General features: G+C 72.6%; 23 protein-coding genes. 16 read left to right on the forward strand and 7 right to left on the reverse strand.

Going from position 1 to position 22,157, the window contains the following annotated elements; all coding sequences use genetic code 11:
- Positions 1-15: 15 nt before the first annotated feature.
- Positions 16-423 carry a hypothetical protein gene (locus tag ACFCXS_RS24580; RefSeq protein WP_376645478.1) on the reverse strand — a complete coding sequence of 136 codons (408 nt, stop codon included), beginning with the start codon at positions 421-423 and terminating at the stop codon, positions 16-18.
- A 78-nt stretch (positions 424-501) separates the two neighbouring features.
- Between ACFCXS_RS24580 and ACFCXS_RS24585 the strand changes: the two genes are divergently transcribed.
- Both ACFCXS_RS24585 and ACFCXS_RS24590 read left to right on the forward strand, forming a co-directional pair.
- Entirely contained in the window at positions 502-1,317 is an 816-nt protein-coding gene (locus tag ACFCXS_RS24585; protein ID WP_376645479.1) for a helix-turn-helix domain-containing protein, read from the forward strand.
- On the forward strand, positions 1,314-1,514 hold the full coding sequence (locus tag ACFCXS_RS24590; protein WP_376645480.1) for a DUF397 domain-containing protein: 201 nt from the start codon (positions 1,314-1,316) through the stop codon (positions 1,512-1,514). Before ACFCXS_RS24585 ends, ACFCXS_RS24590 begins: the two co-directional genes overlap by 4 nt.
- Before the next feature lie 3 nt (positions 1,515-1,517).
- On the opposite strand, the gene ACFCXS_RS24595 is transcribed toward ACFCXS_RS24590, so the two are convergent.
- Positions 1,518-2,354 (reverse strand): PhzF family phenazine biosynthesis protein, encoded by an 837-nt coding sequence (locus tag ACFCXS_RS24595; protein ID WP_376645481.1) that lies wholly within the window; start codon positions 2,352-2,354, stop codon positions 1,518-1,520.
- A gap of 171 nt (positions 2,355-2,525) precedes the next feature.
- Between ACFCXS_RS24595 and ACFCXS_RS24600 the strand changes: the two genes are divergently transcribed.
- Complete coding sequence (locus ACFCXS_RS24600) at positions 2,526-3,050, forward strand: SgcJ/EcaC family oxidoreductase (RefSeq protein ID WP_376645482.1); 525 nt, start codon at positions 2,526-2,528, stop codon at positions 3,048-3,050.
- A 6-nt stretch (positions 3,051-3,056) separates the two neighbouring features.
- Here the strand turns inward: ACFCXS_RS24600 and ACFCXS_RS24605 are convergent, their stop codons facing one another.
- Positions 3,057-4,418 carry a sensor histidine kinase gene (locus tag ACFCXS_RS24605; protein WP_376645483.1) on the reverse strand — a complete coding sequence of 454 codons (1,362 nt, stop codon included), beginning with the start codon at positions 4,416-4,418 and terminating at the stop codon, positions 3,057-3,059.
- The gene (locus ACFCXS_RS24610) at positions 4,415-5,131 is read right to left on the reverse strand and encodes a response regulator transcription factor (RefSeq protein ID WP_376645484.1); all 717 of its coding nucleotides are present in this window, start codon (positions 5,129-5,131) and stop codon (positions 4,415-4,417) included. Before ACFCXS_RS24610 ends, ACFCXS_RS24605 begins: the two co-directional genes overlap by 4 nt.
- 235 nt (positions 5,132-5,366) lie before the next feature.
- Between ACFCXS_RS24610 and ACFCXS_RS24615 the strand changes: the two genes are divergently transcribed.
- From ACFCXS_RS24615 to ACFCXS_RS24630, 4 genes are all read left to right on the forward strand, one after another.
- Positions 5,367-6,656: an aspartate kinase gene (locus tag ACFCXS_RS24615; protein ID WP_376645485.1), complete on the forward strand. Its 1,290-nt coding sequence runs from the start codon at positions 5,367-5,369 to the stop codon at positions 6,654-6,656.
- The gene (locus ACFCXS_RS24620) at positions 6,656-7,741 is read left to right on the forward strand and encodes an aspartate-semialdehyde dehydrogenase (RefSeq protein ID WP_376645486.1); all 1,086 of its coding nucleotides are present in this window, start codon (positions 6,656-6,658) and stop codon (positions 7,739-7,741) included. The genes ACFCXS_RS24615 and ACFCXS_RS24620 overlap by 1 nt, the downstream gene beginning before the upstream one ends.
- 581 nt (positions 7,742-8,322) lie before the next feature.
- A complete protein-coding gene (locus ACFCXS_RS24625; RefSeq protein ID WP_376645487.1) occupies positions 8,323-8,898 on the forward strand; it encodes a SigE family RNA polymerase sigma factor in 576 nt (191 codons plus the stop codon).
- A gap of 128 nt (positions 8,899-9,026) precedes the next feature.
- Entirely contained in the window at positions 9,027-10,064 is a 1,038-nt protein-coding gene (locus ACFCXS_RS24630) for a hypothetical protein (RefSeq protein WP_376645488.1), read from the forward strand.
- Between the two features lie 126 nt (positions 10,065-10,190).
- On the opposite strand, the gene ACFCXS_RS24635 is transcribed toward ACFCXS_RS24630, so the two are convergent.
- Positions 10,191-10,985 (reverse strand): SURF1 family protein, encoded by a 795-nt coding sequence (locus ACFCXS_RS24635; RefSeq protein WP_376645489.1) that lies wholly within the window; start codon positions 10,983-10,985, stop codon positions 10,191-10,193.
- Positions 10,986-11,084: 99 nt separating this feature from the next.
- Positions 11,085-11,909 carry a class I SAM-dependent methyltransferase gene (locus tag ACFCXS_RS24640; protein ID WP_376645490.1) on the reverse strand — a complete coding sequence of 275 codons (825 nt, stop codon included), beginning with the start codon at positions 11,907-11,909 and terminating at the stop codon, positions 11,085-11,087.
- Positions 11,910-12,012: 103 nt separating this feature from the next.
- On the opposite strand from ACFCXS_RS24640, the gene ACFCXS_RS24645 reads away from it, so the two are divergent.
- Positions 12,013-13,878, forward strand: a complete 1,866-nt coding sequence (locus ACFCXS_RS24645; protein WP_376645491.1) for a prolyl oligopeptidase family serine peptidase — start codon at positions 12,013-12,015, stop codon at positions 13,876-13,878.
- 123 nt (positions 13,879-14,001) lie between these two features.
- On the opposite strand, the gene ACFCXS_RS24650 is transcribed toward ACFCXS_RS24645, so the two are convergent.
- Positions 14,002-15,891, reverse strand: a complete 1,890-nt coding sequence (locus ACFCXS_RS24650; protein WP_376645583.1) for an NAD-binding protein — start codon at positions 15,889-15,891, stop codon at positions 14,002-14,004.
- A 182-nt stretch (positions 15,892-16,073) separates the two neighbouring features.
- Between ACFCXS_RS24650 and ACFCXS_RS24655 the strand changes: the two genes are divergently transcribed.
- From ACFCXS_RS24655 to ACFCXS_RS24690, 8 genes are all read left to right on the forward strand, one after another.
- Positions 16,074-17,117 carry a permease gene (locus ACFCXS_RS24655; protein ID WP_376645492.1) on the forward strand — a complete coding sequence of 348 codons (1,044 nt, stop codon included), beginning with the start codon at positions 16,074-16,076 and terminating at the stop codon, positions 17,115-17,117.
- On the forward strand, positions 17,114-17,821 hold the full coding sequence (locus tag ACFCXS_RS24660) for a TIGR03943 family putative permease subunit (protein WP_376645493.1): 708 nt from the start codon (positions 17,114-17,116) through the stop codon (positions 17,819-17,821). Before ACFCXS_RS24655 ends, ACFCXS_RS24660 begins: the two co-directional genes overlap by 4 nt.
- Positions 17,822-17,885: 64 nt before the next feature.
- The gene (locus tag ACFCXS_RS24665; RefSeq protein WP_376645494.1) at positions 17,886-18,296 is read left to right on the forward strand and encodes a hypothetical protein; all 411 of its coding nucleotides are present in this window, start codon (positions 17,886-17,888) and stop codon (positions 18,294-18,296) included.
- Positions 18,297-18,477: 181 nt separating this feature from the next.
- Positions 18,478-19,038: a class I SAM-dependent methyltransferase gene (locus ACFCXS_RS24670; protein WP_376645495.1), complete on the forward strand. Its 561-nt coding sequence runs from the start codon at positions 18,478-18,480 to the stop codon at positions 19,036-19,038.
- A gap of 94 nt (positions 19,039-19,132) precedes the next feature.
- Positions 19,133-19,459, forward strand: a complete 327-nt coding sequence (locus ACFCXS_RS24675) for a hypothetical protein (RefSeq protein WP_376645496.1) — start codon at positions 19,133-19,135, stop codon at positions 19,457-19,459.
- A complete protein-coding gene (locus ACFCXS_RS24680) occupies positions 19,459-19,827 on the forward strand; it encodes a hypothetical protein (RefSeq protein ID WP_104783758.1) in 369 nt (122 codons plus the stop codon). The genes ACFCXS_RS24675 and ACFCXS_RS24680 overlap by 1 nt, the downstream gene beginning before the upstream one ends.
- Complete coding sequence (locus ACFCXS_RS24685; protein ID WP_376645497.1) at positions 19,827-21,275, forward strand: FAD-binding oxidoreductase; 1,449 nt, start codon at positions 19,827-19,829, stop codon at positions 21,273-21,275. The genes ACFCXS_RS24680 and ACFCXS_RS24685 overlap by 1 nt, the downstream gene beginning before the upstream one ends.
- Complete coding sequence (locus tag ACFCXS_RS24690; protein WP_376645498.1) at positions 21,272-22,045, forward strand: SDR family NAD(P)-dependent oxidoreductase; 774 nt, start codon at positions 21,272-21,274, stop codon at positions 22,043-22,045. Before ACFCXS_RS24685 ends, ACFCXS_RS24690 begins: the two co-directional genes overlap by 4 nt.
- The last annotated feature ends 112 nt before the right edge of the window (positions 22,046-22,157 follow it).

Below are 22,157 nucleotides of genomic sequence, written 5' to 3' on the forward strand. Positions count from 1 at the left end.
CGCCTCCGGTTCCCCTCACCCGCCCACGGCGGCGGCCAGGGCCTCCCCGTCGACGTAGGGAGCGGTCGGCGTCGGCTCGCTGTACCACCTGAGCGGCCAGGTGTTTCCCTCGAGGGCCGGGATCCCGATGTACGTGACGGTGACCGTACGCGGGTCCCGGCCGCCCAACTGCTGTACGCCGAGTGGCCAGTCGCGCCTCCGTACCGCCCCGGGGGCGAGCAGGAAGTACACCCATCGCGGCCGGCTCGCCTCGCACACGATCGGCCCCGCGTCCCCGTCCGACACCTCGATCAGCCACTCGGCGACCAGCTCCCCCCGCACGCCCTCGACCCGCACCGCGTCGAAGTGCACGCCCGTCACGTGGAGTTGGTGACCTGCTGCCGGAACCCACTCAGGGCGGTGAATCGCGTTCGTCATGGCCACACTCTGCTGCCCGCCCGGCTACGCTCGGTAGCGACTGTGGTGGTACACACGCTGATGTAACCGTCGGAGGTGGGCGCTGTGCCGGGCCAGTACAACTCCAATTCCCAGCCGCCGGTCGCCTGGCGCTACAGCGGCAACCAGCTGAAGCGCTGGCGCACCAAGGCAAATGTCAGCCGTGAGGAACTGGCCACCGCCGCCAACTACTCCCCGGACACGATCAAGTCCATGGAACAGGGCGTCCGCATGCCGACGCCCCGGGTTCTCGACGCGGCTGACGAGCTGTGCCGGGCGGAGGGGTTGCTGAGCGCGGCCAAGGAGTACCTGCAGAGGGAGAAGTTCCCGGCGCGGGCGCAGGACTTCATGGAGAGGGAGCGGGAGGCGATCAGTCTCTGGTGGTACGAAGCCATGTACATCCCAGGCTTGTTGCAGACCAAGCGCTACGCACAAACACTCATCGAGAACCATGTGCCGCCCCTGGACGCGGAGACGACGGAGGAACGGATCACCGCCCGCCTGGAGCGGCAGGTGATCCTCACTGAACCAAAGCCGCCGGTGGCCCTCTGCTTCGTCATCTACGAGGCGGCACTGCGCAGTTCGCAGGTGGACGCGGAGCAGCTGCACCGCCTGCTGGAGGTCTCCCGGCTGAGGAACGTCGTGGTGCAGGTCCTGCCATTCGAAGGAGCCATCACCGCAGCCCTTTTGGGACCTCTGGTGCTGCTGGAAACGCGTGACCACGAGCGTTTCGCGTACGCCGAAGGGCAGTTGGGGAGCGACATGACGACCGAACCAGGGGCTGTCAGTCGCGCCACGGAGCGGCTTAGCATGATCCGCACGCAGGCTCTCAGTCCGGACGAGTCCGTGCGTTTCATCGAGCGGATGGTGGATCAGTCATGAGTGACCAGCAGCGCTGGATCAAGTCGAGCTACAGCGACTCCGAGGGCGGTGCCTGCCTCGAAGTCGCCCGGTCCGCCGCGATCCACATCCGCGACTCCAAGAACCCCGCAGGCCCCCAACTCACCGTCCCCGCCCCCGCCTGGGCGGCCTTCGTCTCAGCGGTTCAGCCGTTGAGCCGTGGGCCACTGGGCCGCTGAGGATCAGAGCCGTACGGCCGTCCCCGTCACACCGATGCCCGTGCCCGGTTCCGCCGGTACCGTCACGGTGATCGTGCTGGGCCGCCCCAGGTCCACGCCCTGATGAATCGTCAGGGTGGCAGGGGTCGGTACGAGGCCGAACTCGCGCAGGTAGCCGCCGAACGCGGCGGCCGCCGCCCCCGTCGCCGGGTCCTCGACCACACCGCCGGGCGGGAACGGGTTGCGGGCGTGGAAGACGGTGGGCGACTCCCGCCGGACCAGGTCGATCGTGGTCCAGTCCCGGCGCGCCATGAGGGCGGCGAGCGCGGCCATGTCGTAGTCCAGGTCCGCCAGCCGCTCGCGGCTCGCGGCGGCGATGACCGGGTGCCAGGCCCCGGCGAAGGCGACCCGGGGCGGCAGCGCCGGGTCCAGGTCGCCGGCGGACCAGCCGAGGATCGCCAGTAGTTCGCTGAAGTCGGCCTCTTCGAGGGGGACCGTGCGCGGGGCCACGCTCACCAGCGTCGCCACGAGGCTGCCGTCCGGCGCCCGGTCGGTGGTGACGGTGACCGGGCCGGCCTGGGTGCGCAGCAGCAGCCGTCCGGTGCCGTGCCGCTCCGCGTGCGCCACGGCCGTGGCGATCGTCGCGTGTCCGCAGAACGGCACCTCGGCGAGCGGGCTGAAGTACCGCACGTCCAGGGCGCCTTCCCCGGAGCCGGTCACGAACGCGGTCTCCGAGTAGCCGACTTCGGCCGCCGTCGCCAGCATCGCCGCGTCGTCGGCGCCGCCCGCGTCGAGCACCACCCCCGCGGGGTTGCCGCCCTCGGGATCCGTGCTGAACGCCACGTAGCGCAAGGTCTCCATGCCCCGACCGTAGCGCCCGACGCCCGCTCGCACCGCGTGATTTGGAGGCTCCTTGTACGTCCCCTGTACGTGGGCTGCACGGGCCCTGGCCGGTGGAACGCGAGGCTGGAGTCACTTCCACCGCGGACAACGCGGAGGGAAGCGGACTCCCCTCGATCCCATGGAGATGTCATGGACCGCCGCCCCGCCCGCAGGCGCACAGCCATAGCCACCGCCACCGCCGTCCTGGCCGCCGGCGCCTTCGCCCTCGGCACCGGGGTCGCCGGAGCGGACGCGCGGGGCAAGGGCGAGAAGCACGCCAAGCCGATGACCAGGGCGCAGGTGCTCGGGCTGTTCGACAACTGGAACGCCGCGCTGCAGACCGGCGATCCGAAGAAGGTCGCCGACCTGTACGCGAAGGACGCGGTGCTGCTGCCGACCGTGTCCGACCAGGTCCGCACCGACAGAGCCGGGATCGTCGACTACTTCGAGCACTTCCTGCGGAACAAGCCCTACGGGACGAAGGTCGAGTCCGTCGTCAACGTCCTCGACCGCGACACCGTCATCGACACCGGCGTCTACGAGTTCTCGCTCACCGACCACGAGACGGGCGAGAAGAGCACCGTCGAGGCCCGCTACACCTACGCCTACGAGAAGCAGCCGAACGGCAAGTGGCTGATCGTGAACCACCACTCCTCGAAGATGCCGCAGGGCTGAGCCCGGTCAGCCGCCGCCGCGGTGGGACGCCCGCAGCGTGATCGTCACGCACAGGCCGCCGCCCTCCGGCACGTCCGTCAGCGCCACCGTCCCGCCGTCGTCGGTCACCAGTTGTCTGACGACGGCGAGACCGAGACCGGAGCCGGACTTCCCGGTCAGGCCCTGGCCCCGCCAGAACCGGTCGAAGGCACGGGACTTCTCGGCGTCCGACATACCGGGCCCCTCGTCCAGGACCCGCACCTTAACGACCTCGCCCCGGGGCTCCACCCGCACGGTGATCGTCCCGCCGTCGGGCGAGACCTCCAGGGCGTTGGAGAGCACGTTGTCCAGCATCTGGTCCAGATGACCGGGACTGGACAGCACAGACGGCCGGCCGTCGGTACTCCCCCTGAGCGCGATGGTGACACCGCGCTCGTCGGCGGCCGGCCTCCACACGGCGAGCCGCTCCCGCACGACGTCCAGCAGCGGGAGCGGCTCGGCCGCCGTCACCTTCGCCTCGGCCCGGGCCAGCACCAGCAGCCCGCTGACCAGGCGGCTCATCCGCACGACCTCCGCCGTCGCCAGCTCCACGTCCTCCCGCACGAACTCGTCGTCCACGCCGTCGGCGATGTTGTCCAGGGACAGCCGCAACGCCGTGAGCGGGGTGCGCAGTTGGTGGGAGGCGTCCGCGACGAAGATGCGCTGGGCCGCGATGAGCGTGTCCAGGCGTTCGGCGCCCTGGTTGAGGGTGCGCGCCAGGGTCTGGGTCTCGGGCGGGCCCGTCACGGGGGAGCGGGCGGTCAGATCGCCGTCGCTGAACTTGCTGGCCATGTCGTTGAGCTGGCGCAGCGGCCGGGTGAGGCGCCGGGCCACCGCGACGCCGAGCAGGGCGGCCACGCCGAGGACCAGCACGGCGAGGACCGCCCGGAAGCCCCAGATCCGCCACAGCCGGCTGGTCATCTCGCCGGTCGAGTAGACGATGCGTACGGCGCCGACGACCCGGTCCGTGCCGGCAGCCCGGGCGGGCACGGTGATCACCAGCTCGGGGCCCCAGATGAAGGAGGAGCCCCAGTCGGTCGTGGGGGCGCCCTCCTTCAGCGCCCGGGTCAGTGCCGCGTCCGCCGCCGGGCGCGGCAGGTCCGCCGGGCAACCCGCCGTGCGGGTCACCTGGATCTCGTCGTCGTAGGCCCTGGCCATCTCCTCCAGCGCCTGGCAGGAGGCGGCGCGGCCGTCGCCGAGCAGCAGGGCCATGGCGTCGGCCTCACGCGTGACGGCCGACCGGGTGTCGTCGCGCAGCTGGTCCGTGAGCGTGAACGCCACCGGCACGGTGAACAGCGCGATGGCGACCGCGACGAGCAGCACGTAACTGCGGACGAGCTGGCGGATCATGAGGCGGCGTCGTTCCCGCTCGCGTCGGTGCCGGCGTACCCGGCGATCTCCAGCCGGAAGCCGACTCCGCGGACCGCCTCGATGGTGATCGCCCCGGCGAGTTTGCGCCGCAGCGCCGCCACGTGGACGTCGAGGGTCTTCGTCGGGCCGAACCAGTTCGCGTCCCAGACCGCCTCCATGATCTGTTCGCGCGACATCAGCGCCCCGGGCTCCTCGGTGAGGAAGGTCAGCAGGTCGTACTCCTTGGGCGCGAGGGCGACCTCCTCGCCGTCCAGGCGTACCCGGGCCGCCTTGCGGTCGATCGTCAGGCGGCTGCCGTAGCGGTCGGGGCCGGGATCGGGCGTCCCGGTGGGGGTGCGGGGCCGCGTGCGGCGCATGACCGCCCGTATGCGTGCGATGACCTCCCGGACGCCGAACGGCTTGGAGACGTAGTCGTCCGCGCCGAGCTCCAGCCCGACCACCCGGTCCGTCTCGTCGCTGCGGGCGCTGATCACGATGATCGGGACGTCGCCCCGCTCGCGCAGCGCCTTGCAGACGTCCAGCCCGTCGGTGTCGGGCAGGCCGAGGTCCAGCAGGACGACGTCGTAGGGACCCTCGTGCCCGAGGGCGGCCTCGCCCGTGGTGACCCACTCCACCTCGAAGCCGTAGCGCCTGAGGCCACGGCGCAGGGACTCGGCGACCGGTTCATCGTCTTCCACCAGGAGTACGCGCACAGCCGAACCCTAGTGCTTGAAAGTTGTGCGACCGGGGGCCGTGGCTCGTGCGATTGTGACGCCGGGCACTTTCCCGAGTGGCCTGTGCCCAGATGGGCATGAGCGACTCTGGACGGGCGGCCCGAGATCTCACCATGCGATATCGCGGAGGGGTTTTTCGGACGCTCGTTAGACTGAGCCGACCGCGGTACGAATGCGTATGAGCGGATAGAGACGGATTGAGCGAGGAGCGCACGTGGGCCTTGTCGTGCAGAAGTACGGAGGCTCCTCCGTAGCCGATGCCGAGGGCATCAAGCGCGTCGCCAAGCGGATCGTGGAAGCGAAGCAGAACGGCAACCAGGTGGTTGCCGTGGTTTCCGCGATGGGCGACACGACGGACGAGCTGATCGATCTCGCCGAGCAGGTTTCCCCGATGCCTGCCGGGCGCGAGCTCGACATGCTGCTGACCGCCGGAGAGCGGATCTCCATGGCCCTGCTGGCGATGGCGATCAAAAAGCTGGGCCACGAGGCCCAGTCGTTCACCGGCAGCCAGGCGGGTGTCATCACCGACTCGGTCCACAACAAGGCCCGGATCATCGACGTCACGCCGGGCCGGATCAAGACCTCGGTGGACGAGGGCAACATCGCGATCGTGGCCGGTTTCCAGGGCGTCTCCCAGGACACCAAGGACATCACCACGCTCGGCCGCGGCGGCTCCGACACCACCGCGGTGGCCCTCGCCGCCGCCCTGGACGCCGACGTCTGCGAGATCTACACCGACGTCGACGGCGTGTTCACCGCCGACCCGCGCGTGGTGAAGAAGGCCCGGAAGATCGACTGGATCTCCTTCGAGGACATGCTCGAACTGGCCGCCTCCGGGTCGAAGGTGCTGCTCCACCGCTGTGTGGAGTACGCCCGCCGGTACAACATCCCGATCCACGTCCGGTCCAGCTTCAGCGGACTGCAGGGCACATGGGTCAGCAGCGAGCCCGTCGTTCGCACGACACAGCAAGGGGAACAGCAGGTGGAGCAGGCTCTCATCTCCGGTGTCGCGCACGACACCTCCGAGGCCAAGGTCACGGTCGTCGGCGTGCCGGACAAGCCCGGCGAGGCGGCCTCGATCTTCCGCACGATCGCCAACGCCGAGATCAACATCGACATGGTCGTGCAGAACGTGTCCGCCGCCTCCACGGGCCTGACGGACATCTCCTTCACGCTGCCGAAGACCGAGGGCCGCAAGGCCATCGACGCGCTGGAGAAGAACAAGGCCGGCATCGGCTTCGACTCGCTGCGCTACGACGACCAGATCGGCAAGATCTCCCTCGTCGGCGCCGGCATGAAGACCAACCCGGGCGTCACGGCCGACTTCTTCACGGCCCTGTCCGACGCGGGTGTGAACATCGAGCTGATCTCGACCTCCGAGATCCGCATCTCGGTCGTGACCCGCGCCGACGACGTGCCCGAGGCCGTCCGCGCCGTGCACTCCGCGTTCGGGCTCGACTCCGACAGCGACGAGGCCGTCGTCTACGGGGGCACCGGCCGCTGATGGCCGACCTCCGACTGGACGCCCGGACCGTACGGTCCGGGCGTCCGACGCTTGCCGTGGTGGGGGCGACCGGAGCCGTCGGCACGGTCATGCTCCGGATCCTGTCCCAGCGGGCCGACGTCTGGGGCGAGATCCGGCTCATCGCCTCCCCGCGCTCGGCCGGCCGCAAGCTGACCGTGCGCGGCGAGGAGACCGAGGTCCTCGCGCTCACCGAGGAGGCCTTCGACGGGGTGGACGTCGCCATGTTCGACGTCCCCGACGAGGTCGCCGAGCGGTGGGCCCCCGTCGCCGCCGCCAAGGGCGCGGTGGTCGTCGACAACTCCGGCGTGTTCCGGATGGACCCGGACGTGCCGCTCGTGGTGCCCGAGGTCAACCCGCACGCCGTGCGGATGCGCCCGCGCGGGATCATCGCCAACCCCAGCTGCACGACGCTCTCCATGATCGTCGCCCTGGGCGCGCTGCACGCCGAGTTCGGGCTGCGCGAGCTGGTCGCCTCCTCGTACCAGGCCGTCAGCGGCGCCGGGCGTGCCGGGGTGGAGACCCTGCGCCGGCAGGTGTCCCTGGTCGCGGGCACCGAGCTGGGCGTGCACCCCGGTGACGTGCGCCGGGCCGTCGGCGACGACACCGGGCCCTTCCCCGAGCCGGTCGCACTGAACGTCGTGCCCTGGACCGGTACGGCGTGCGAGGACGGCTGGTCGTCGGAGGAGCTGAAGGTGCGGGACGAGGCCCGCAAGATCCTCGGCCTGCCCGGCCTTCCCGTGGCCGTCACCTGTGTCCGGGTGCCGGTGATCACCACGCACTCGGTGACCGTGCACGCCCGCTTCGAAGGCGAGGTCACCGTCGACAAGGCCCGCGAGATCCTCGCCACGGCCCCCGGGGTGGTGCTGTTCGACAATCCGGCCGCGGGGGAGTTCCCGACCCCCGCCGACGTGGTCGGCACGGACCCGACCTGGGCCGGGCGGGTCCGGCGTGCGCTGGACGACCCCACGGCGCTCGAACTGTTCGTGTGCGGGGACAACCTGCGCAAGGGCTCCGCGCTCAACACCGCCCAGATCGCCGAGGTGGTCGCGGCCGAGCTGTCCTGACCGTGTGAGCCGGCGCGCAGGCTGCCCTGCCCGTGTGAGCCGGCGCACACTGCGGACACCCCCGGCCGCGGGCCGCCCGGTGCCGTCGCGTCCCGCCGCGCAGAATTCCCCGGCCGATGTCAGAGGTGGTTTGTAGGATCTGTGGACGACATGTGAGCCGATCGATGATCCGGACCACTTGTCGGTGGCGCTTCGACATCAGAGGATTTACCTCCCCGTTCTCCGCAACCGCGCGAAGGGCGGGGAGCGTCTTTGCGGTCGCCCTTCGGCCGTGGGAGCGCTTACAGGCGTGGGGACGCCTGGAACCGGGCGTGGGGACGTCCGTTCACATTTGGATATAAGGGAAGAGCGGGACGCATGAGGGCCATGAACGCACCATCGACTGTGCTGCCTGACGCGGGTAGACCGGCAACGGCGACGGTCGGCGTGAAAGTGATGCCCGGCACGTACAACCCTCACGGGGGTCAGCGTGTCCAACAGGCGTGGCAGAGGTACTCGACTTCAGTGCGGCGCGCGGCACGGTCCTTCGACCGCCCCGCCCGGCGGCTCTCCGACCCCGCATGGCCGGTACGCCCGGTGGCATGCCGGTGATCGCGCCCGTGCCCGCAGCGCGGCCGACCCGCATACCCAATCAGCGCGACGGCGCGGAGGACGGCCTCGCGGCCGGCACCACCGTCGACCACCTCACCGAGACCTACCGCGCGCACTACCGCTCGCTGCTGGGTCTCGCCGCCCTCCTCCTCGACGACACCGCCTCCTGCGAGGACGTCGTCCAGGAGGCGTTCATCCGTGTCCACTCCGCCCGCAAGCGCGTCCGGGACCCCGAGAAGACCCTGGCGTACCTGCGCCAGACCGTCGTCAACCTCTCGCGTTCCGCGCTGCGCCGCCGCATACTCGGCCTGAAGCTGCTGTCGAAGCCCATGCCCGACATGGCCAGCGCCGAGGAAGGTGCCTACGACCAGCTGGAGCGCGACTCCCTCATCAAGGCGATGAAGGGGCTGCAGCGCCGCCAGCGCGAGGTGCTGGTGCTGCGCTACTTCGCCGACATGACCGAGGCGCAGGTCGCCGAGACGCTCGGCATATCACTCGGCTCCGTCAAGGCCTACGGATCGCGCGGCATCGCGGCGCTCCGGGTGGCCATGGAGGAGCCGGTATGAGTGGCGGCAACGGCACGGGCGGCAAGGGGCGCGACGGCCCCGAGCCCGTCCGGCGCCTGGGAGAGTGGCAGGCGCCGACAACACCGCACGGGCAAGATCCGAAGCAATCGCACGCTGGGAACGGAACTGTGAACCACGGCCCCGACGACCAGAGCCCCGACAGGCTCGACTCGGACGAGCTGGACCTGCGCTCGATGCTGCACCAGGTGGTGCAGGAGGTGGAACCGCGCGACGGCACCCTGGACTACCTGCGCAAGGCGGTGCCGCAGCGGCGGGCCCGCAAGCGGCAGGCCGTCGTCGGCATGGCGGCCGCCGCGCTCTTCATCGGCACGGCCGTCCCCGCCCTCGTGCACGTCTCCAACGCCACCGGCTCCGAGGCCAACCCGGCCGCCATCGGCCACACCTCGCAGGCCCAGGGCGGTGCGAGCCAGGGCAAGGGCCCGGACGGTGGCGAGAGCACCGCGGGCGGCTCCTCCGGCAAGGCCGAGGGCAAGGAGAAGGGCGAGAAGAAGGAGAAGGACAAGGGCAAGGGACCCGGCGCCTCCACCGGCGCGACCCAGGGCGCCGACCCCTCCTCGACCGTCGCCGCCGGCATCCCGGCGTGCACCGCCGCCCAGCTCGGCCCCGCCTCCGGAAGCAGCAACGCCCCCGACTCCACGGGCGCGGTCTCCGGCTCCTTCCGTGTCACCAACGTCTCCGGCGCGGCCTGCACCGTCACCGGACCCGGCTCGGTCAGCGCGTCGCCGCAGGGCGCGGCCGACGCCGGCAAGGTCGGTTCGTCCCGGCACACCGCGGGCGACGCGGCGGCCGGTCTGCTGCCCGACCCGTCCCTGGAGGCCGCTCAGCTGGTGCTCCAGCCGGGCATCGGCTACGACGTGAAGTTCGCCTGGGTCCCCTCCGAGACCTGCCCCACCCCCGGCGGCAGCGTCGGCGGCCCCGACCCCAGCCCGGACCCGACCCCGTCGGAGGACCCGACGACCACGGCCGGCACCTCCACCGGCGGCGACACGGGCACGGCCCCCCAGCTGGTCAGGGAGGACGGCACGGTCGACGGCAGTGTGGCGGTGACGTACACCCCGGTCACCGGCTCGGGCGCGAGCTCGGTGACGGTGTCCAACGCGTGCGCGGGCACGGTGTACTGGACGGGCGTGCTGGCGGGATCGTAGGCGGAGGGCGCGGCACCTCGGGGCCCCCGGACCACCCGGCAGCCGCGTCGCGGCGGCGGGCACTGCGGCCCTACCCGGCAGCCCGTCAGGGGCTGAGGCCCCACGCGGCGCGGGCGGAGGCGCCGCTCACTTCACAGCGGCGTCCACCGTGACGGGCTCCTCGTCCGCGACCAGGCCCAGCTCGGCGTCCCGCGCGAACTCCACCTCGCGCCGCAGCAACCGGAACCACATGAAGATCACGAATCCCACGAAGGCGAACCACTCGGCGGTGTAGCCCAGGTTCTGGAACGCCTTCAGGTCCAGGCCCGAGTCCGGCGGCGCGGCAGCGGGCACCGCCTTCATCCCCGCGTCGCCCTTGGACAGGGTGATCCACGCGTCGTACACGTCGTACGGCACCAGGTTGACCAGGGACGCGGCGCTGATCGCCGCGGTCTGCCCGGCCGGCAGGCCGCCCTGAGCGCTGACCCCGTTGTCCCCGGGCGTCTCCGACGCCTGCAGCGCCCCGGTGACCGTGACCTCGCCGGACGGCGGGGCGGGAACCTTCGCCGCGCCGGGAGTCCCCGGCAGCCATCCGCGCACCACCGGCAGCGCCTCGCCCGCGTCGGTCCGCAGCAGCGTCAGCACGTAGAAGCCCTGCTTGCCGTCGAGCTCCCGCCCGGGCACCAGCAGCTGCCTGCCGTACCGCCCGCTCGCGGTGACCGGCTTCCCGGAGGTCGCCTTGTCCACCGGCAGCATGTCCTTCAGCGGCCGGGGCACCTCGTGCCGGGCCTCGGAGACCTGCTCGGTCGCGGTGCGATGGTCCTGCACCCGGTCCTCGAACCGGCTCAGCTGCCAGGACCCCATGAAGATGCAGAAGGGGATGGACAACAGCACGAAGACGTTGATCCCCCACCATCGGGGCGTCAGCAGAAACCGGTACACACCCCCACGGTACGGGGGTGTCGGGCGGCCCCGGCCCGCGGGGTGGGCAACGGAGCGGGGCCGCCGACCGGTTCCTGACGCCCGTGCGCCCCCCCGCGCTCAGTCCTTGCGCGCCCGGATCGAGTACATCAGCGGAATCCGCGGCCGGCCCTCGGGGAAGCGGAAGCAGCCGTCCCGCCGCTCGAGGTTCCCGAACCGCCGGAACAGCGACACGTCGTGCTCGTGCAGGAACTCGATCCGCAGCCCGGCCGCCGCGAGCGCCGAGACGACCTCGCCGACCGGATGCTGCCACTCCACCCGCCGGCCGTGGGTGAACTCGGCGTCCTCGGCCGCGTACGACCCCGCCCTCTCCTCGATCCAGGCGTCGCGGGCGAAGTAGTCGTGCACGATCCGCGAGCCGGTCTCGTCGTCGAGGACGTCGGTGAGCGGGTGGAACTCGGCGAGGTAGAGGAACCCGCCGGGCGCCACCAGTGACGCCGCGGTCCGGGCCCAGCGCCCGATGTCGGGCAGCCAGCACAACGCGCCGCCGCCGGTGTACACGATGTCGTACGACGGGTCCGGGACCGCGGCCGCCGCGTCGTACACGTCCGCCGCCACGAACGCCGCCCGGTCCGGGCCGAGACCCAGGTCGCGCGCGAGACCGCGGGCCAGGTCGACCGCGGGTCCGGAGAAGTCGAGGCCGACGACCCGGGCGGCGCCGTGCCGGGCCCAGGACAGGGTGTCGAGGCCGATGTGGCACTGCAGGTGCAGCAGAGAGCGGTTGCCGACCTCGCCCACCTCGGCGAGCTCGAAGTCGCGCAAGGGGTCCTGACCGGCCCGGAAGCCGTCCAGGTCGTAGAAGTCACCGGCGACGTGCAGCGGAACGCGCTCGTCCCAGTGGGCGCGGTTGGCCTCGTTCCAGTCGGCGGGGGTGGGGGAGTACATGGGCCGGGACTCCTGACCTGCTCGGAGGGCGGACTGGTGGAGGTTATCCACAGGCTGGGGACCTCGCGAGCGAATTGTCGGCCCGGGCGGGCAGTATGGGGCCATGACTGAGAGCAACGGGTCCGACGAGCGGGATCAGCGGGACCAGCAGCAAGCGGTACGGGCGGGGCGGCAGGAGCGGATGCCGGACTGGGAGAAGCGCTTTCGGGCGCCCCGGGTGTCCCTGCCCGACTGGGCGGAGGACGCGCCGGACCGCTCCCTGTTCGTCTCGAACGCCACGGGCACGTACGAGCTGTACGCCTGGGACCGGTCGACCGGCGAGCAGCGCCAGGTGACGGACCGGCCCAACGGCACGACGGACGGCGTGCTGTCCCCGGACGGCGCGTGGATCTGGTGGTTCGACGACAAGGACGGCGACGAGTTCGGCGTGTGGCGCCGCCAGCCCTTCGAGGGCGGCGCCGACGAACCGGCCGCCGGGGGCCTGGAGCCCTCCTACCCGGCGGGCCTCGCCCTCGGCCGCGACGGGCGCACGGCGGTCGTCGGCCGCTCCACCGACGAGGACGGCACGACCGTCCATCTCGTCCGCGCCGGCGAGGACCCGGTGGAGCTCTACCGCCACCGCGAGTCGGCCGGCGTCGGCGACCTCTCCCACGACGGCTCGCTCATCGCCGTCGAGCACACCGAGCACGGCGACGCGATGCACTCGGCGCTGCGCGTCCTGCGTCCCGACGGCACGGCGGTCGCCGACCTCGACGACACCGAGGGCGGCACCCGCGAGCTGGGCCTGGAGGTCCTCGGCTTCGCCCCCGTCGACGGCGACACGCGCCTGCTCATCGGCCACCAGCGCCGCGGCCGCTGGGAGCCCCTGGTGTGGGACGTGGCCACCGGCGAGGAGACGGACCTGGCGCTGGAGCTGCCGGGCGACGTCAGCGCCGAGTGGTACCCGGACGGCAGCGGCCTGCTCATCGCCCACAGTTTCGAGGCCCGCAGCGAGCTGTTCCGTTACGACCTGTCCGGCCGCGCCCTGTCGGAGATCCCGACCCCGAAGGGCACGGTGTCCGGTGCGACGGCCCGGCCCGACGGCAGCGTGGAGTTCCTGTGGTCCTCGTCGGCCGAGCCGTCGGCGGTGCGCTCCACGACGGGCGGTGTCGTGCTCGACCCGCCCGGCATGAAGTCGCCCGGCTCGGTGCCGGTGGAGGACGTGTGGGTGGAGGGCCCGGGAGGCCGCATCCACGCCCTCGTCCAGAAGCCGCGGGGCGTGACCGGCCCGCTCCCCACGGTCTTCGACATCCACGGCGGCCCCACGTGGCACGACAGCGACTCGTTCGCGGCGGGCCCCGCGGCCTGGGTCGACCACGGCTACGCGGTGATCCGTGTCAACTACCGCGGCTCCACGGGCTACGGCCGTGCCTGGACGGACGCCCTGAAGCACCGCGTCGGCCTCATCGAGCTGGAGGACATCGCCGCGGTCCGCGAGTGGGCCGTCGGCTCCGGCCTCGCCGACCCCGACCGCCTGATCCTCACCGGCGGCTCCTGGGGCGGCTATCTCACCCTGCTCGGTCTCGGCGTCCAGCCCGACGCGTGGACCCTCGGCATCGCGGCGGTGCCCGTCGCCGACTACGTCACGGCGTACCACGACGAGATGGAAGCGCTGAAGGCGATGGACCGCACGCTCCTGGGCGGCACGCCGGAGGAGGTGCCCGACCGCTTCGAGGCCTCGTCCCCGCTCACGTACGTCGACCGGGTCAAGGCGCCGGTGTACATCTCGGCCGGGGTGAACGACCCCCGCTGCCCGATCCGGCAGATCGAGAACTACGTCAAGCGCCTGGAGGCGCGGGGCGCGGTGCACGAGGTGTACCGCTACGACGCCGGGCACGGGTCGCTGGTGGTGGACGAACGGATCAAGCAGGTGCGGCTGGAGCTGGAGTTCGCGGAGCGGTACCTGAAGGGGGTGCCGGGCGCCCGGTAGCCCGGGAGGCGGGGCGGTGGCGACTGCGGGTGGGTGGTGGCTGATCGCGCGGTTCCCCGCGCCCCTCGGGTTGCTCCGCAACCCTCGGGCGTCTGACGCCGAGCAGGGAACACCCGCTCGGCGTCACGCCCCCGCCCGCTCCCGCCGCCTGCGTCCCAGCAGCTCCGCGAGCCCCCGCCGCGTCGCCGCCAGCACCACCCGGTCTCCCGCCTTCAGCACATACGCAGGAGGCAGATCCCACACCAGGCCCGAAGCCGGCACCCGCTCCTCACCCGGGGGATCGGCCTCTCCCCGACGTCCCCCGGGAGGCGCCGTGTTGAGCGCCAGCACCCGCCAGGCCCCCGCACGGAACGCCTCGCCGACCGTCCGCCCCTCCAGCTGCGGATGCCCGGCCACATCGACCTCGGCGAACAGCAGCACCCGCCGCTCCACGGGGATCGCGCCCAGGATCTGGCGCCCCATCATCGCCCCGGCGAACGCGGGCGCGGCCAGATGCGACACGCTCCGGCTGCGCGTCAGGGCGTGCGGGTGCGCGGCCCGCAGCGTCCGGTACACGGCCGTCGCGAAGTCGTCGTCGTACAGCCGCAGTACGACCCGCAGGTCGGGCCGTACCGACCGCGCGTACAGCGACGCCTCCAGATTCGTCGTGTCCGCGCTGGTCAGCGCCAGCAGCGCATGGGCGCGGTGGATCTTCGCGGCCTCCAGTACGCCCTCCTGCGTGACGTCCCCGAGCACCACCGGCACCCGCAGCCGCCGCGCCGTGGCCAGACCCCGCGCGTCCGGGTCGGACTCCACGCACACCACCGGGATGTTCAGCTCCCGCAGCCGGGTGAGCACCCGCGTCCCGATCTTGCCGAGCCCGAGCAGCACCACGTGCCCGCCGAGCCCCCGGGGCGGCTTGCGCAGCGCGGACGCGCTGCGGAACGTGCCCAGCGCTTCCAGCACCGCCGCCAGCAGCACGGGCAGCAACAGCAACCCCACCAGGCCGGACAGCAGTTGCAGCACCTGCCGGGCGGTCGACTGGTGGAGCGCGGGATCGTTGATGCCGAAGAGATCGAGCAGCGTGATGTACGTGGCGTACAGCGGATGCTCGTCGGCCACGATCATCAACGCGACGGCGAGCGCCAGCACACAGCCCACCAGCCCGGCCAGTGACCACCGCAGCCGCCGCGAGAACAGCGAGGCGAACGGCGGCACACCGCCCCGCCCGGCGGGCAGGGACGACCCCGAGTACGACACCTGTTCCAGGACGACGGTCCCGCGCCCGGTCGCCGACGCCACCGCCGCCTCGTCCGGCAGCAGGCGCGGGCCGTGCTCCCCGCTGCCCTCGGAACCGTCCGCGCCGGCCGGATCGTTGCTCGTGGCGGACAGCAGCGCCAGGGTGCACAGCCCCGGGTCGGCCACCTCGCCCGGCCGCGGCTGCCGTTCCACCGCCCGCAGCACCAGCCCTTCCGTCTGGACGACCTTGCCGGTGCCGGCGAGAGCGGTGGCGGCCAGTGCGGGAGCGGCCGTGTCGGCGTCGGACAGCACCGTCGTGGACGCGTCGAGGCCCTCTCCCCGACCGTCCCCGGAGGCGAGGGCGGCGGTCTGGTCCAGCAGATCCTCGATGTGCTGCCCCAACCGCCGGTTGTAGAGCCGCAGTACGAGGCGGATGCGGGGGTTGAGGCGGCGGGCGGTGAGAGCTGCGCGGATGTTGGTCTCGTCGTCGTCGAAGACGAGGGCGAGCGCCGCCGCCCGGTCGGCACCCACCTCGGTGAGCACCGCCTCGGTGATCTCCGGTGCCTCCACGACCGGTTCGCCCGCGGCCGGTTCGCCGTTCGCGCCGGTCCGGTTGACGGCCGCGTTCACGACCCGGTCCAGCAGCGCGGCCGAGGCGGCCCGGGCCCGTCCGGCCATGGGCTGCCGCAACCGTCGCCCGGAGGGCGGCACGACCAGCGTGACCTGCTCGGCGTAGACGCCACGGAGTTCGGCGGCCAGCCGGTGCGCGAGGCCGTCGTCACCGCACACGATCATGTGCGTGGCCGGATCACTCGGCTGACCTTGGTTCGGAACGCTCCCCACGAGGAGAAGACTGCCTCACCGGGACGACCGGTTCCAGAAGGGGACGGCGCGACGTGAACGCCCGGCCGTCGCCGCCCGTACGCAAGGGGAGGGAATGGGCAAAGCCCTCGCGCACCACCGGAGGTACCGGGCCCGTGGCCATCACGAACAGAGCCCCGCAGGACAGCGGCGAGCACGGCGACGCCGGGGAGGACCGGGGCACGGGGACAGGCCCGGACAAAGAGGAGGCCCGGCGGCTCAACTCGCCGCTCCTGCTGACCCTTCTGCTGCTCACGGCCGTGATGTTCCAGGACCCGGTCCGTGGAGCCCTGGCCGCACCGGTGATGCAGAGCTGGATGACGGTGTTCGTCGCGGTCATGGTCCAGGCGCTGCCGTTCCTGGTGCTCGGGGTGCTGCTGTCGGCGGCCATCGCGGTGTTCGTGCCGCCGTCGTTCTTCGCCCGGGCCCTGCCGAAGCACCCGGCCCTCGCGGTGCCGGTCGCGGGCGCGGCGGGCGCGGTGCTGCCGGGCTGCGAGTGCGCGTCCGTGCCGGTGGCCGGCGCCCTGGTCCGCCGCGGGGTCACGCCGGCGGCGGCCCTGGCCTTCCTCCTGTCGGCGCCCGCCATCAACCCGATCGTGCTGACGGCGACGGCCGTGGCGTTCCCCGGCAACCCGGAGATGGTCCTGGCCCGCTTCGTCGCGAGCCTGCTGGTGGCCTGCTCGATGGGCTGGCTCTGGCACCGCCTCGGCCGCACGGACTGGATCCGCCCCCCGGCCCGCGCCTCGCACGAAGGGCTGGGCAGGGGAGCGGCCTTCTGGGGCTCGGTCCGCCACGACGTGACGCACGCGGGCGGTTTCCTGGTGATCGGCGCGATGGCCGCGGCCACCCTGAAGGCGGTCGTCCCCGCGGGGTGGCTGAGCCTCGCGGCCGGCCACCCCGTGCTGTCGGTCCTCGTCCTCGCGGCCCTGGCCGTCCTGCTCTCCATCTGCTCGGAGGCGGACGCGTTCGTGGCGGCGTCCCTGACCCAGTTCTCCCTGACGGCCCGTCTGACGTTCCTGGTCGTCGGCCCGATGATCGACCTGAAGCTCTTCGCGATGCAGGCGGGCACCTTCGGCCGCTCCTTCGCCCTGCGCTTCGCCCCCGCGACCTTCGTCCTGGCCGTCGTCGTGTCGGCCCTGACCGGAACGGTCCTGCTGTGAACCGCCTGGCCCAGACGGCCCTCCTCTTCCTGCTCGGCGCGACCCTCCTGCACGCCGGCACGACCGACCTCTACCTGCGGTACGTCAAGGAGGGGCTGCGTCCCCTGGTCCTCCTGGCGGGCGCGGTCCTGGTCGTCACGGCGGCGGCCACCCTCTGGTACGACCGCCGGGGCACCCCCGCCCACGACCACCACCGCGAACCCCGCGTCTCCTGGCTGCTCACGCTCCCGGTCCTCGCCCTGATCCTGGTCGCCCCGCCGGCCCTGGGCTCCTACAGCGCGGCGCACACCGGTACGGCCCTGACGAAACCCTTCGGCTTCCCGGCCCTCCCCACCGGCGACGCCCCGCTCCGCCTGGCCGTGGCGGACTACGCCGCCCGCGCGGTCTACGACGACGGCCGCGCCCTCCACCACCGCGAGCTGAAGATCACCGGCTTCGTCACCCTGGACCGGACGGGCGCCCCCTACCTGGTCCGCATGGGCCTCAACTGCTGCGCCGCCGACGCACAGCCCGTGAAGATCGCCCTGACGGGCAACACCCCGCCGGTCCTGAGCCCGGACACCTGGCTGGAGGTCACCGGCACCTACAGCCCCCGCCGCACCGAGGACCCGGTCAACAACGGCCCCGTCCCCTACCTGGAGGTGACGACCGCGAGGCCGGTCCCCACCCCGCACGACCCGTACGACGAGACGTGGAACTCCTGAACTACGGTGTGGGGCAGCCCCTTTGGGGTACTCGGAGGAGACCGCTGATCAGCGAGGGGTAGGCATGACCACACTCCGAGGCGAGCACACGGCGGACCCTGCCCGGCCGCTTCCGCCCGAGGCGGTCCGAAAGGAACTGGCGAGGGCCGACCACCGGGCGGGCCTGACCCTGGCCACCCTCGGCGCCGCCCTGGCCGCCCTCCTCACCGCGATCACCGCCGGCGTCATCACCCCCGCCCAGTACGCCGCGATCCCCCAGCTCCTGCTGTGGACCGGCTGCGCGGCCTGCGCCCCGTCCCTGGTCCTGCTGAGCCTGGCGAGGACGCCCCACCCGGCCCCGGCCGCCGACACCCCGCCGCAGCTCCTGACCCGGACCACCCGCGTCAAACACCGCCGGATACGGCACGCGATGACGTGGGGCGCGGCGTTCCTCGCCCTCACCCTGGCGGGGACGCTGGCGGGGACGCTCTCCTAGACGGCCCGCCGGATCACCGGTCCTGAGCGAAGGGCCGGGACCGTGCCCGCGGCCCACCGTTTGGAGTGCGGCTGGAGTCTCGCTCGCGAAGGCATCCAGGGCCGTCGCTCGTGGGGACGGCGTCTGTAACTCTCGGCGAAGAGACCGCGAACGTCTCGAGACTCGTGACGGGGAGTTCCGCATGCCCAGTGCCGTTTCCTGTACCGACCCTGCGTCCGATGCCGCCGTTCCCTCCTTCGAAGCCGCCACCGGAACCCTCCTGCGGCAGCTGGTGCTGGCGGCCGGGCCGCTGACCGTGCTCCAGATCGGCTGCCCGTCCGCGTCGTTCACCACCGGTGTCGCGGCCGCGATGCGCGAGAACGGGCACGGCCGGGTCATCGCTTGCGAGCCGGAGGCCGTACGTGCCGAGGCCGCCGCCGCGGCGGTCGAGAAGGCCGGACTCGGACGGTACGCGGACGTACGGCCGGGCCGTCCCGAGCGGGCGCTGGCGACCGTCCCCGGGCCGGTGGACCTGCTGCTGCTCGGTGGCCCGCCGGAGTCCTTCCTGGCGCTGCTGAAGCTGGTGGAACCCAGGATGCTGCCGGGCGCGGTGGTGGTGGCCCTCGGCGTGCGGGACGTGACGTCGGCGTGTGCGGAGTTCCTCGCCCATGTCCGGTTCTCCGGCGGCGGCTACGTGTCGCTGCCCCTTCCCTTCGACGGCGGCGACGGCGGCGGCGTGGAGATGGCAGTCCGCGCCGCCTGACGATCCGCGCCGCCTGACGACTCGCGCCGCCTGACGATCCGCGTCGCCTGACCACCCGCGTCGGCCACCTCGCCGGCCGTCCCCTAGGAGTGCCGTGCCCCTTCGTCCGTTCGACCCGGGGTTCCTGCCCGAGGGACACCCCGACAAGAAGACCGTCCCGCCCCGCGTCACCGCCCCGCGTGTGGTGTGGCGCGGGTTGGTGCGCTACCTGCTGCTGCCGGCGTACCGCGCGCTCGTGGCCCTCGGCTCCGTGCACGTGGCCGCGCTCTGGCATCCGGAGCTCGGCCCGGCGTGCTGCCCGCCGCGGGAGGAGCCGCCGCCCGGCTACAGGGCGTTTCGAGCGGGTCTTGAGAGCGGGCCGGAAGCCTGGCCGGGACAGTCCCACCCACCGGTTCCCCCGGAGAATCGAGGAGATCTGTGATGAGCGACGTACGGCTGGTCGGCACCTGGACCACGCAGTTGGACGACGACGGCAAGGCGGTCCCCGGGCTCGTCAGCTTCTCGGCGGACGGCACGGTGGTCTCCACCCAGCTCAACACCAAGAACATCGGCCTGGGCACCTGGCGCGCCACGGGCCCGGACAGTTTCGAGTACGGCTTCCACATCCTGGCCGCCGACCCCGAGGGCAACCACGTGGGCGAGGCCCATGTGCGGGTGTCGGGCGAGTTCGTCTCCGACACCGAGTGGCAGGGCACCGGCGGTGCCGAGTTCTTCGACCCGCAGGGCACCAAGCTGCGCGGGCACGCCGGATCCAAGGTGACCGCCGGCAAGTTCGGCATCGACGACTGATGCGGGCGGCGGCGCTGCGGGACCGGCTCGACGGGGATCTGGTCCTGCCGGACGAGGCGGGCTTCGCCCTGGCCCGGCAGCTTCAGAACACCGAGTACGACACGATCGAGCCGTACGCCGTCGCGTACTGCGCCTCCGAGCGGGATGTCGCGCTGTGCGTGCGGTACGCCCGGGAGCGGGGGGTGCGGCCGCACGTCCGGGGCGGCGGCCACAGCTTCAACGGCTGGTCGACCGGTGAGGGGCTCGTCGTCGACCTGTCCTGGATGAACCACGTCGTCGCCGAGGGGCCCGTGGTGCGGCTGGGGGCGGGCGTGCAGTCGCTGGACGCGCTGGACGCCCTGCGGGACCAGGGGCGGCAGATCGTCACCGGGACCTTTCCCACGGTCGCCGCGGGCGGATTCCTGACCGGCGGCGGGATCGGCTGGCAGACACGCAAGTTCGGTCTGGGCAGCGACCGGGTCACCGCGGCGCGCGTCGTGCTCGCGGACGGCAGGACCGTCCGCTGCTCGCCGACCGAGGAGCCCGACCTGTACTGGGCGACGCGCGGCGGCGGCGGAGGCACCTTCGGGGTGGTCACCGAGTTCGAGGTGCGCTCGATCGACGCGCCCGCCCTGACCGCCTTCGAGACGCTGTGGGCGTACGACGACGCCGTGGAGGTCCTGACGGCCTGGCAGGAGTGGGCGGTCGACGGTCCCGACGAACTCGGCACCTCCCTGGTCGTGCTGCCGGGCATGTTCGGGCCCGGCGGGCGGCCGGTGGTCCGGGTCTGGGGGGTGCACCTGGGGCCGGACGAGGTGCTGCGCGACGGCCTGGACGAACTGGCCGAGCGGGCCGGGTGCAAGCCGCTGAGCAGGACCGTCGGTGCGCGGGGCGGGTACGCCGAGGTGATGCACGAGGCGCTGTGCGGCTCGAAGACGGTGTCCCAGTGCCGTCGTACGGGCACCGGCCCCGAGGCCGAGGGGCACCGCCACCCGTACACCCGGCAGAGTTACCGGCTCACCGGCCGGGCCTCGACCCGGGCGGAATCGGCGGCGCTGCTCGACGCCTGGGATCCCGCGCTCGACGCGACGGGGCAGGAGCGCTATCTGCTGTGCATCGCCCTGGGCGGTGCCGCGAGCAGGGTGCCGAGCGGCGCGACCGCCTACGCGCACCGGGACGCGCGGTTCCTGGTCGGCTATCAGTTCGCCTGCCGCCAGGCGGCGACGGACCCGGCGGCGCCGCAGCGGCTGACCGAGCTCGCGGACCGCGCGGCCACGGCCCTCACACCGCTCGCCTGCGGCTCGTACATCAACTTCCCCAGCTCACGGGTGGACGAGGACGGGGAGAAGGAGTACTTCGGCGCCAACCGGTTCCGGCTGCGCGATGTGAAGCGGGCCTACGACCCGGACGACTTCTTCCGGCACGCGCAGAGCGCCGGCCGTGCCCCGACGACCGAGGTGGACTCATGAGGACGGATCTGCGGAACAAGGTCGTGCTGGTCACCGGCGCCTCCTCGGGCATCGGCCGGGCGACGGCCGTGGCCTACGGGGAGGAGGGGGCCAGGGTCGCGATCACCTACCACAGCGACGAGGACGGGGCCCGGGAGACGGCCCGCCTGGTGACCGAGGCGGGCGGGACACCGCTGGTGGTGCGCTACGACCTCGCGGACGAGAGCTGCATACGGGACGCCGTGGGGCGGGTCGCCGAGGAGTGGGGCGGCATCGACGTGCTGGTGGCCAACGCCGTGGTCTGGAGCGAGGCGATCCCGCGGCCCGGGCAGCCGGTGCCGCGCTTCGAGGACGTCCCGGCGAAGCAGTGGCAGGAGGTGCTGCGCACGTCGGTCGATGCCGTGTTCCACACGCTGCAGGCCGTCCTGCCGTGGATGCGCGGGCGGCCGTGGGGCCGGATCGTGCTGATCGGCGCGGGCCTCGCGGACACCGGCAAGGCCGGGGCCGGGGCCTACGGCGCGGGCAAGTCCGCGCTGTTCGGCCTGATGCGCAGCCTGGCCTGGGAGCTGGGGCCGGACGGCATCCTGGTCAACATGGTGGTGCCCGGCCAGACCAGCACCGAGACCGTGCGGGCGCACGTGCCGCCGGGCTTCCTGGAGGAGAAGGGCAGGACCCTGCCGTCGGGCCGGATGTCCGCGCCCGAGGACGTGGCCCGGGCCGTCACCTTCCTCGGCTCGGCCGCCAACGGCAACACCAACGGCGAGACCCTCCGGGTCACCGGGGGCGCCTGAACCCGCCGGGCCCCCGGGCCCGGCGGGCCCCGCAGCTCTCCAGGGATCCTCCATATGCCCTCGAGAGCGGCGGGGCTCAATGACCTGTGTCGGAAACCGGCCCAGGAGGCAC

It is taken from the genome of Streptomyces sp. NPDC056373 (genome assembly GCF_042262425.1).
GTDB lineage: Bacteria > Actinomycetota > Actinomycetes > Streptomycetales > Streptomycetaceae > Streptomyces.

Bases quoted from the DNA above. Each gene is read 5' to 3' on its own strand.
- ACFCXS_RS24595 (WP_376645481.1), bottom strand. From the start codon at position 2,354: ATGGAGACCTTGCGCTACGTGGCGTTCAGCACGGATCCCGAGGGCGGC.
- ACFCXS_RS24645 (WP_376645491.1), top strand. From the start codon at position 12,013: ATGACTGAGAGCAACGGGTCCGACGAGCGGGATCAGCGGGACCAGCAG.
- ACFCXS_RS24680 (WP_104783758.1), top strand. From the start codon at position 19,459: ATGAGCGACGTACGGCTGGTCGGCACCTGGACCACGCAGTTGGACGAC.
- ACFCXS_RS24625 (WP_376645487.1), top strand. From the start codon at position 8,323: ATGCCGGTGATCGCGCCCGTGCCCGCAGCGCGGCCGACCCGCATACCC.
- ACFCXS_RS24640 (WP_376645490.1), bottom strand. From the start codon at position 11,909: ATGTACTCCCCCACCCCCGCCGACTGGAACGAGGCCAACCGCGCCCAC.
- ACFCXS_RS24650 (WP_376645583.1), bottom strand. From the start codon at position 15,891: ATGATCGTGTGCGGTGACGACGGCCTCGCGCACCGGCTGGCCGCCGAA.
- ACFCXS_RS24690 (WP_376645498.1), top strand. From the start codon at position 21,272: ATGAGGACGGATCTGCGGAACAAGGTCGTGCTGGTCACCGGCGCCTCC.
- ACFCXS_RS24665 (WP_376645494.1), top strand. From the start codon at position 17,886: ATGACCACACTCCGAGGCGAGCACACGGCGGACCCTGCCCGGCCGCTT.
- ACFCXS_RS24670 (WP_376645495.1), top strand. From the start codon at position 18,478: ATGCCCAGTGCCGTTTCCTGTACCGACCCTGCGTCCGATGCCGCCGTT.
- ACFCXS_RS24590 (WP_376645480.1), top strand. From the start codon at position 1,314: ATGAGTGACCAGCAGCGCTGGATCAAGTCGAGCTACAGCGACTCCGAG.
- ACFCXS_RS24600 (WP_376645482.1), top strand. From the start codon at position 2,526: ATGGACCGCCGCCCCGCCCGCAGGCGCACAGCCATAGCCACCGCCACC.
- ACFCXS_RS24620 (WP_376645486.1), top strand. From the start codon at position 6,656: ATGGCCGACCTCCGACTGGACGCCCGGACCGTACGGTCCGGGCGTCCG.
- ACFCXS_RS24605 (WP_376645483.1), bottom strand. From the start codon at position 4,418: ATGATCCGCCAGCTCGTCCGCAGTTACGTGCTGCTCGTCGCGGTCGCC.
- ACFCXS_RS24685 (WP_376645497.1), top strand. From the start codon at position 19,827: ATGCGGGCGGCGGCGCTGCGGGACCGGCTCGACGGGGATCTGGTCCTG.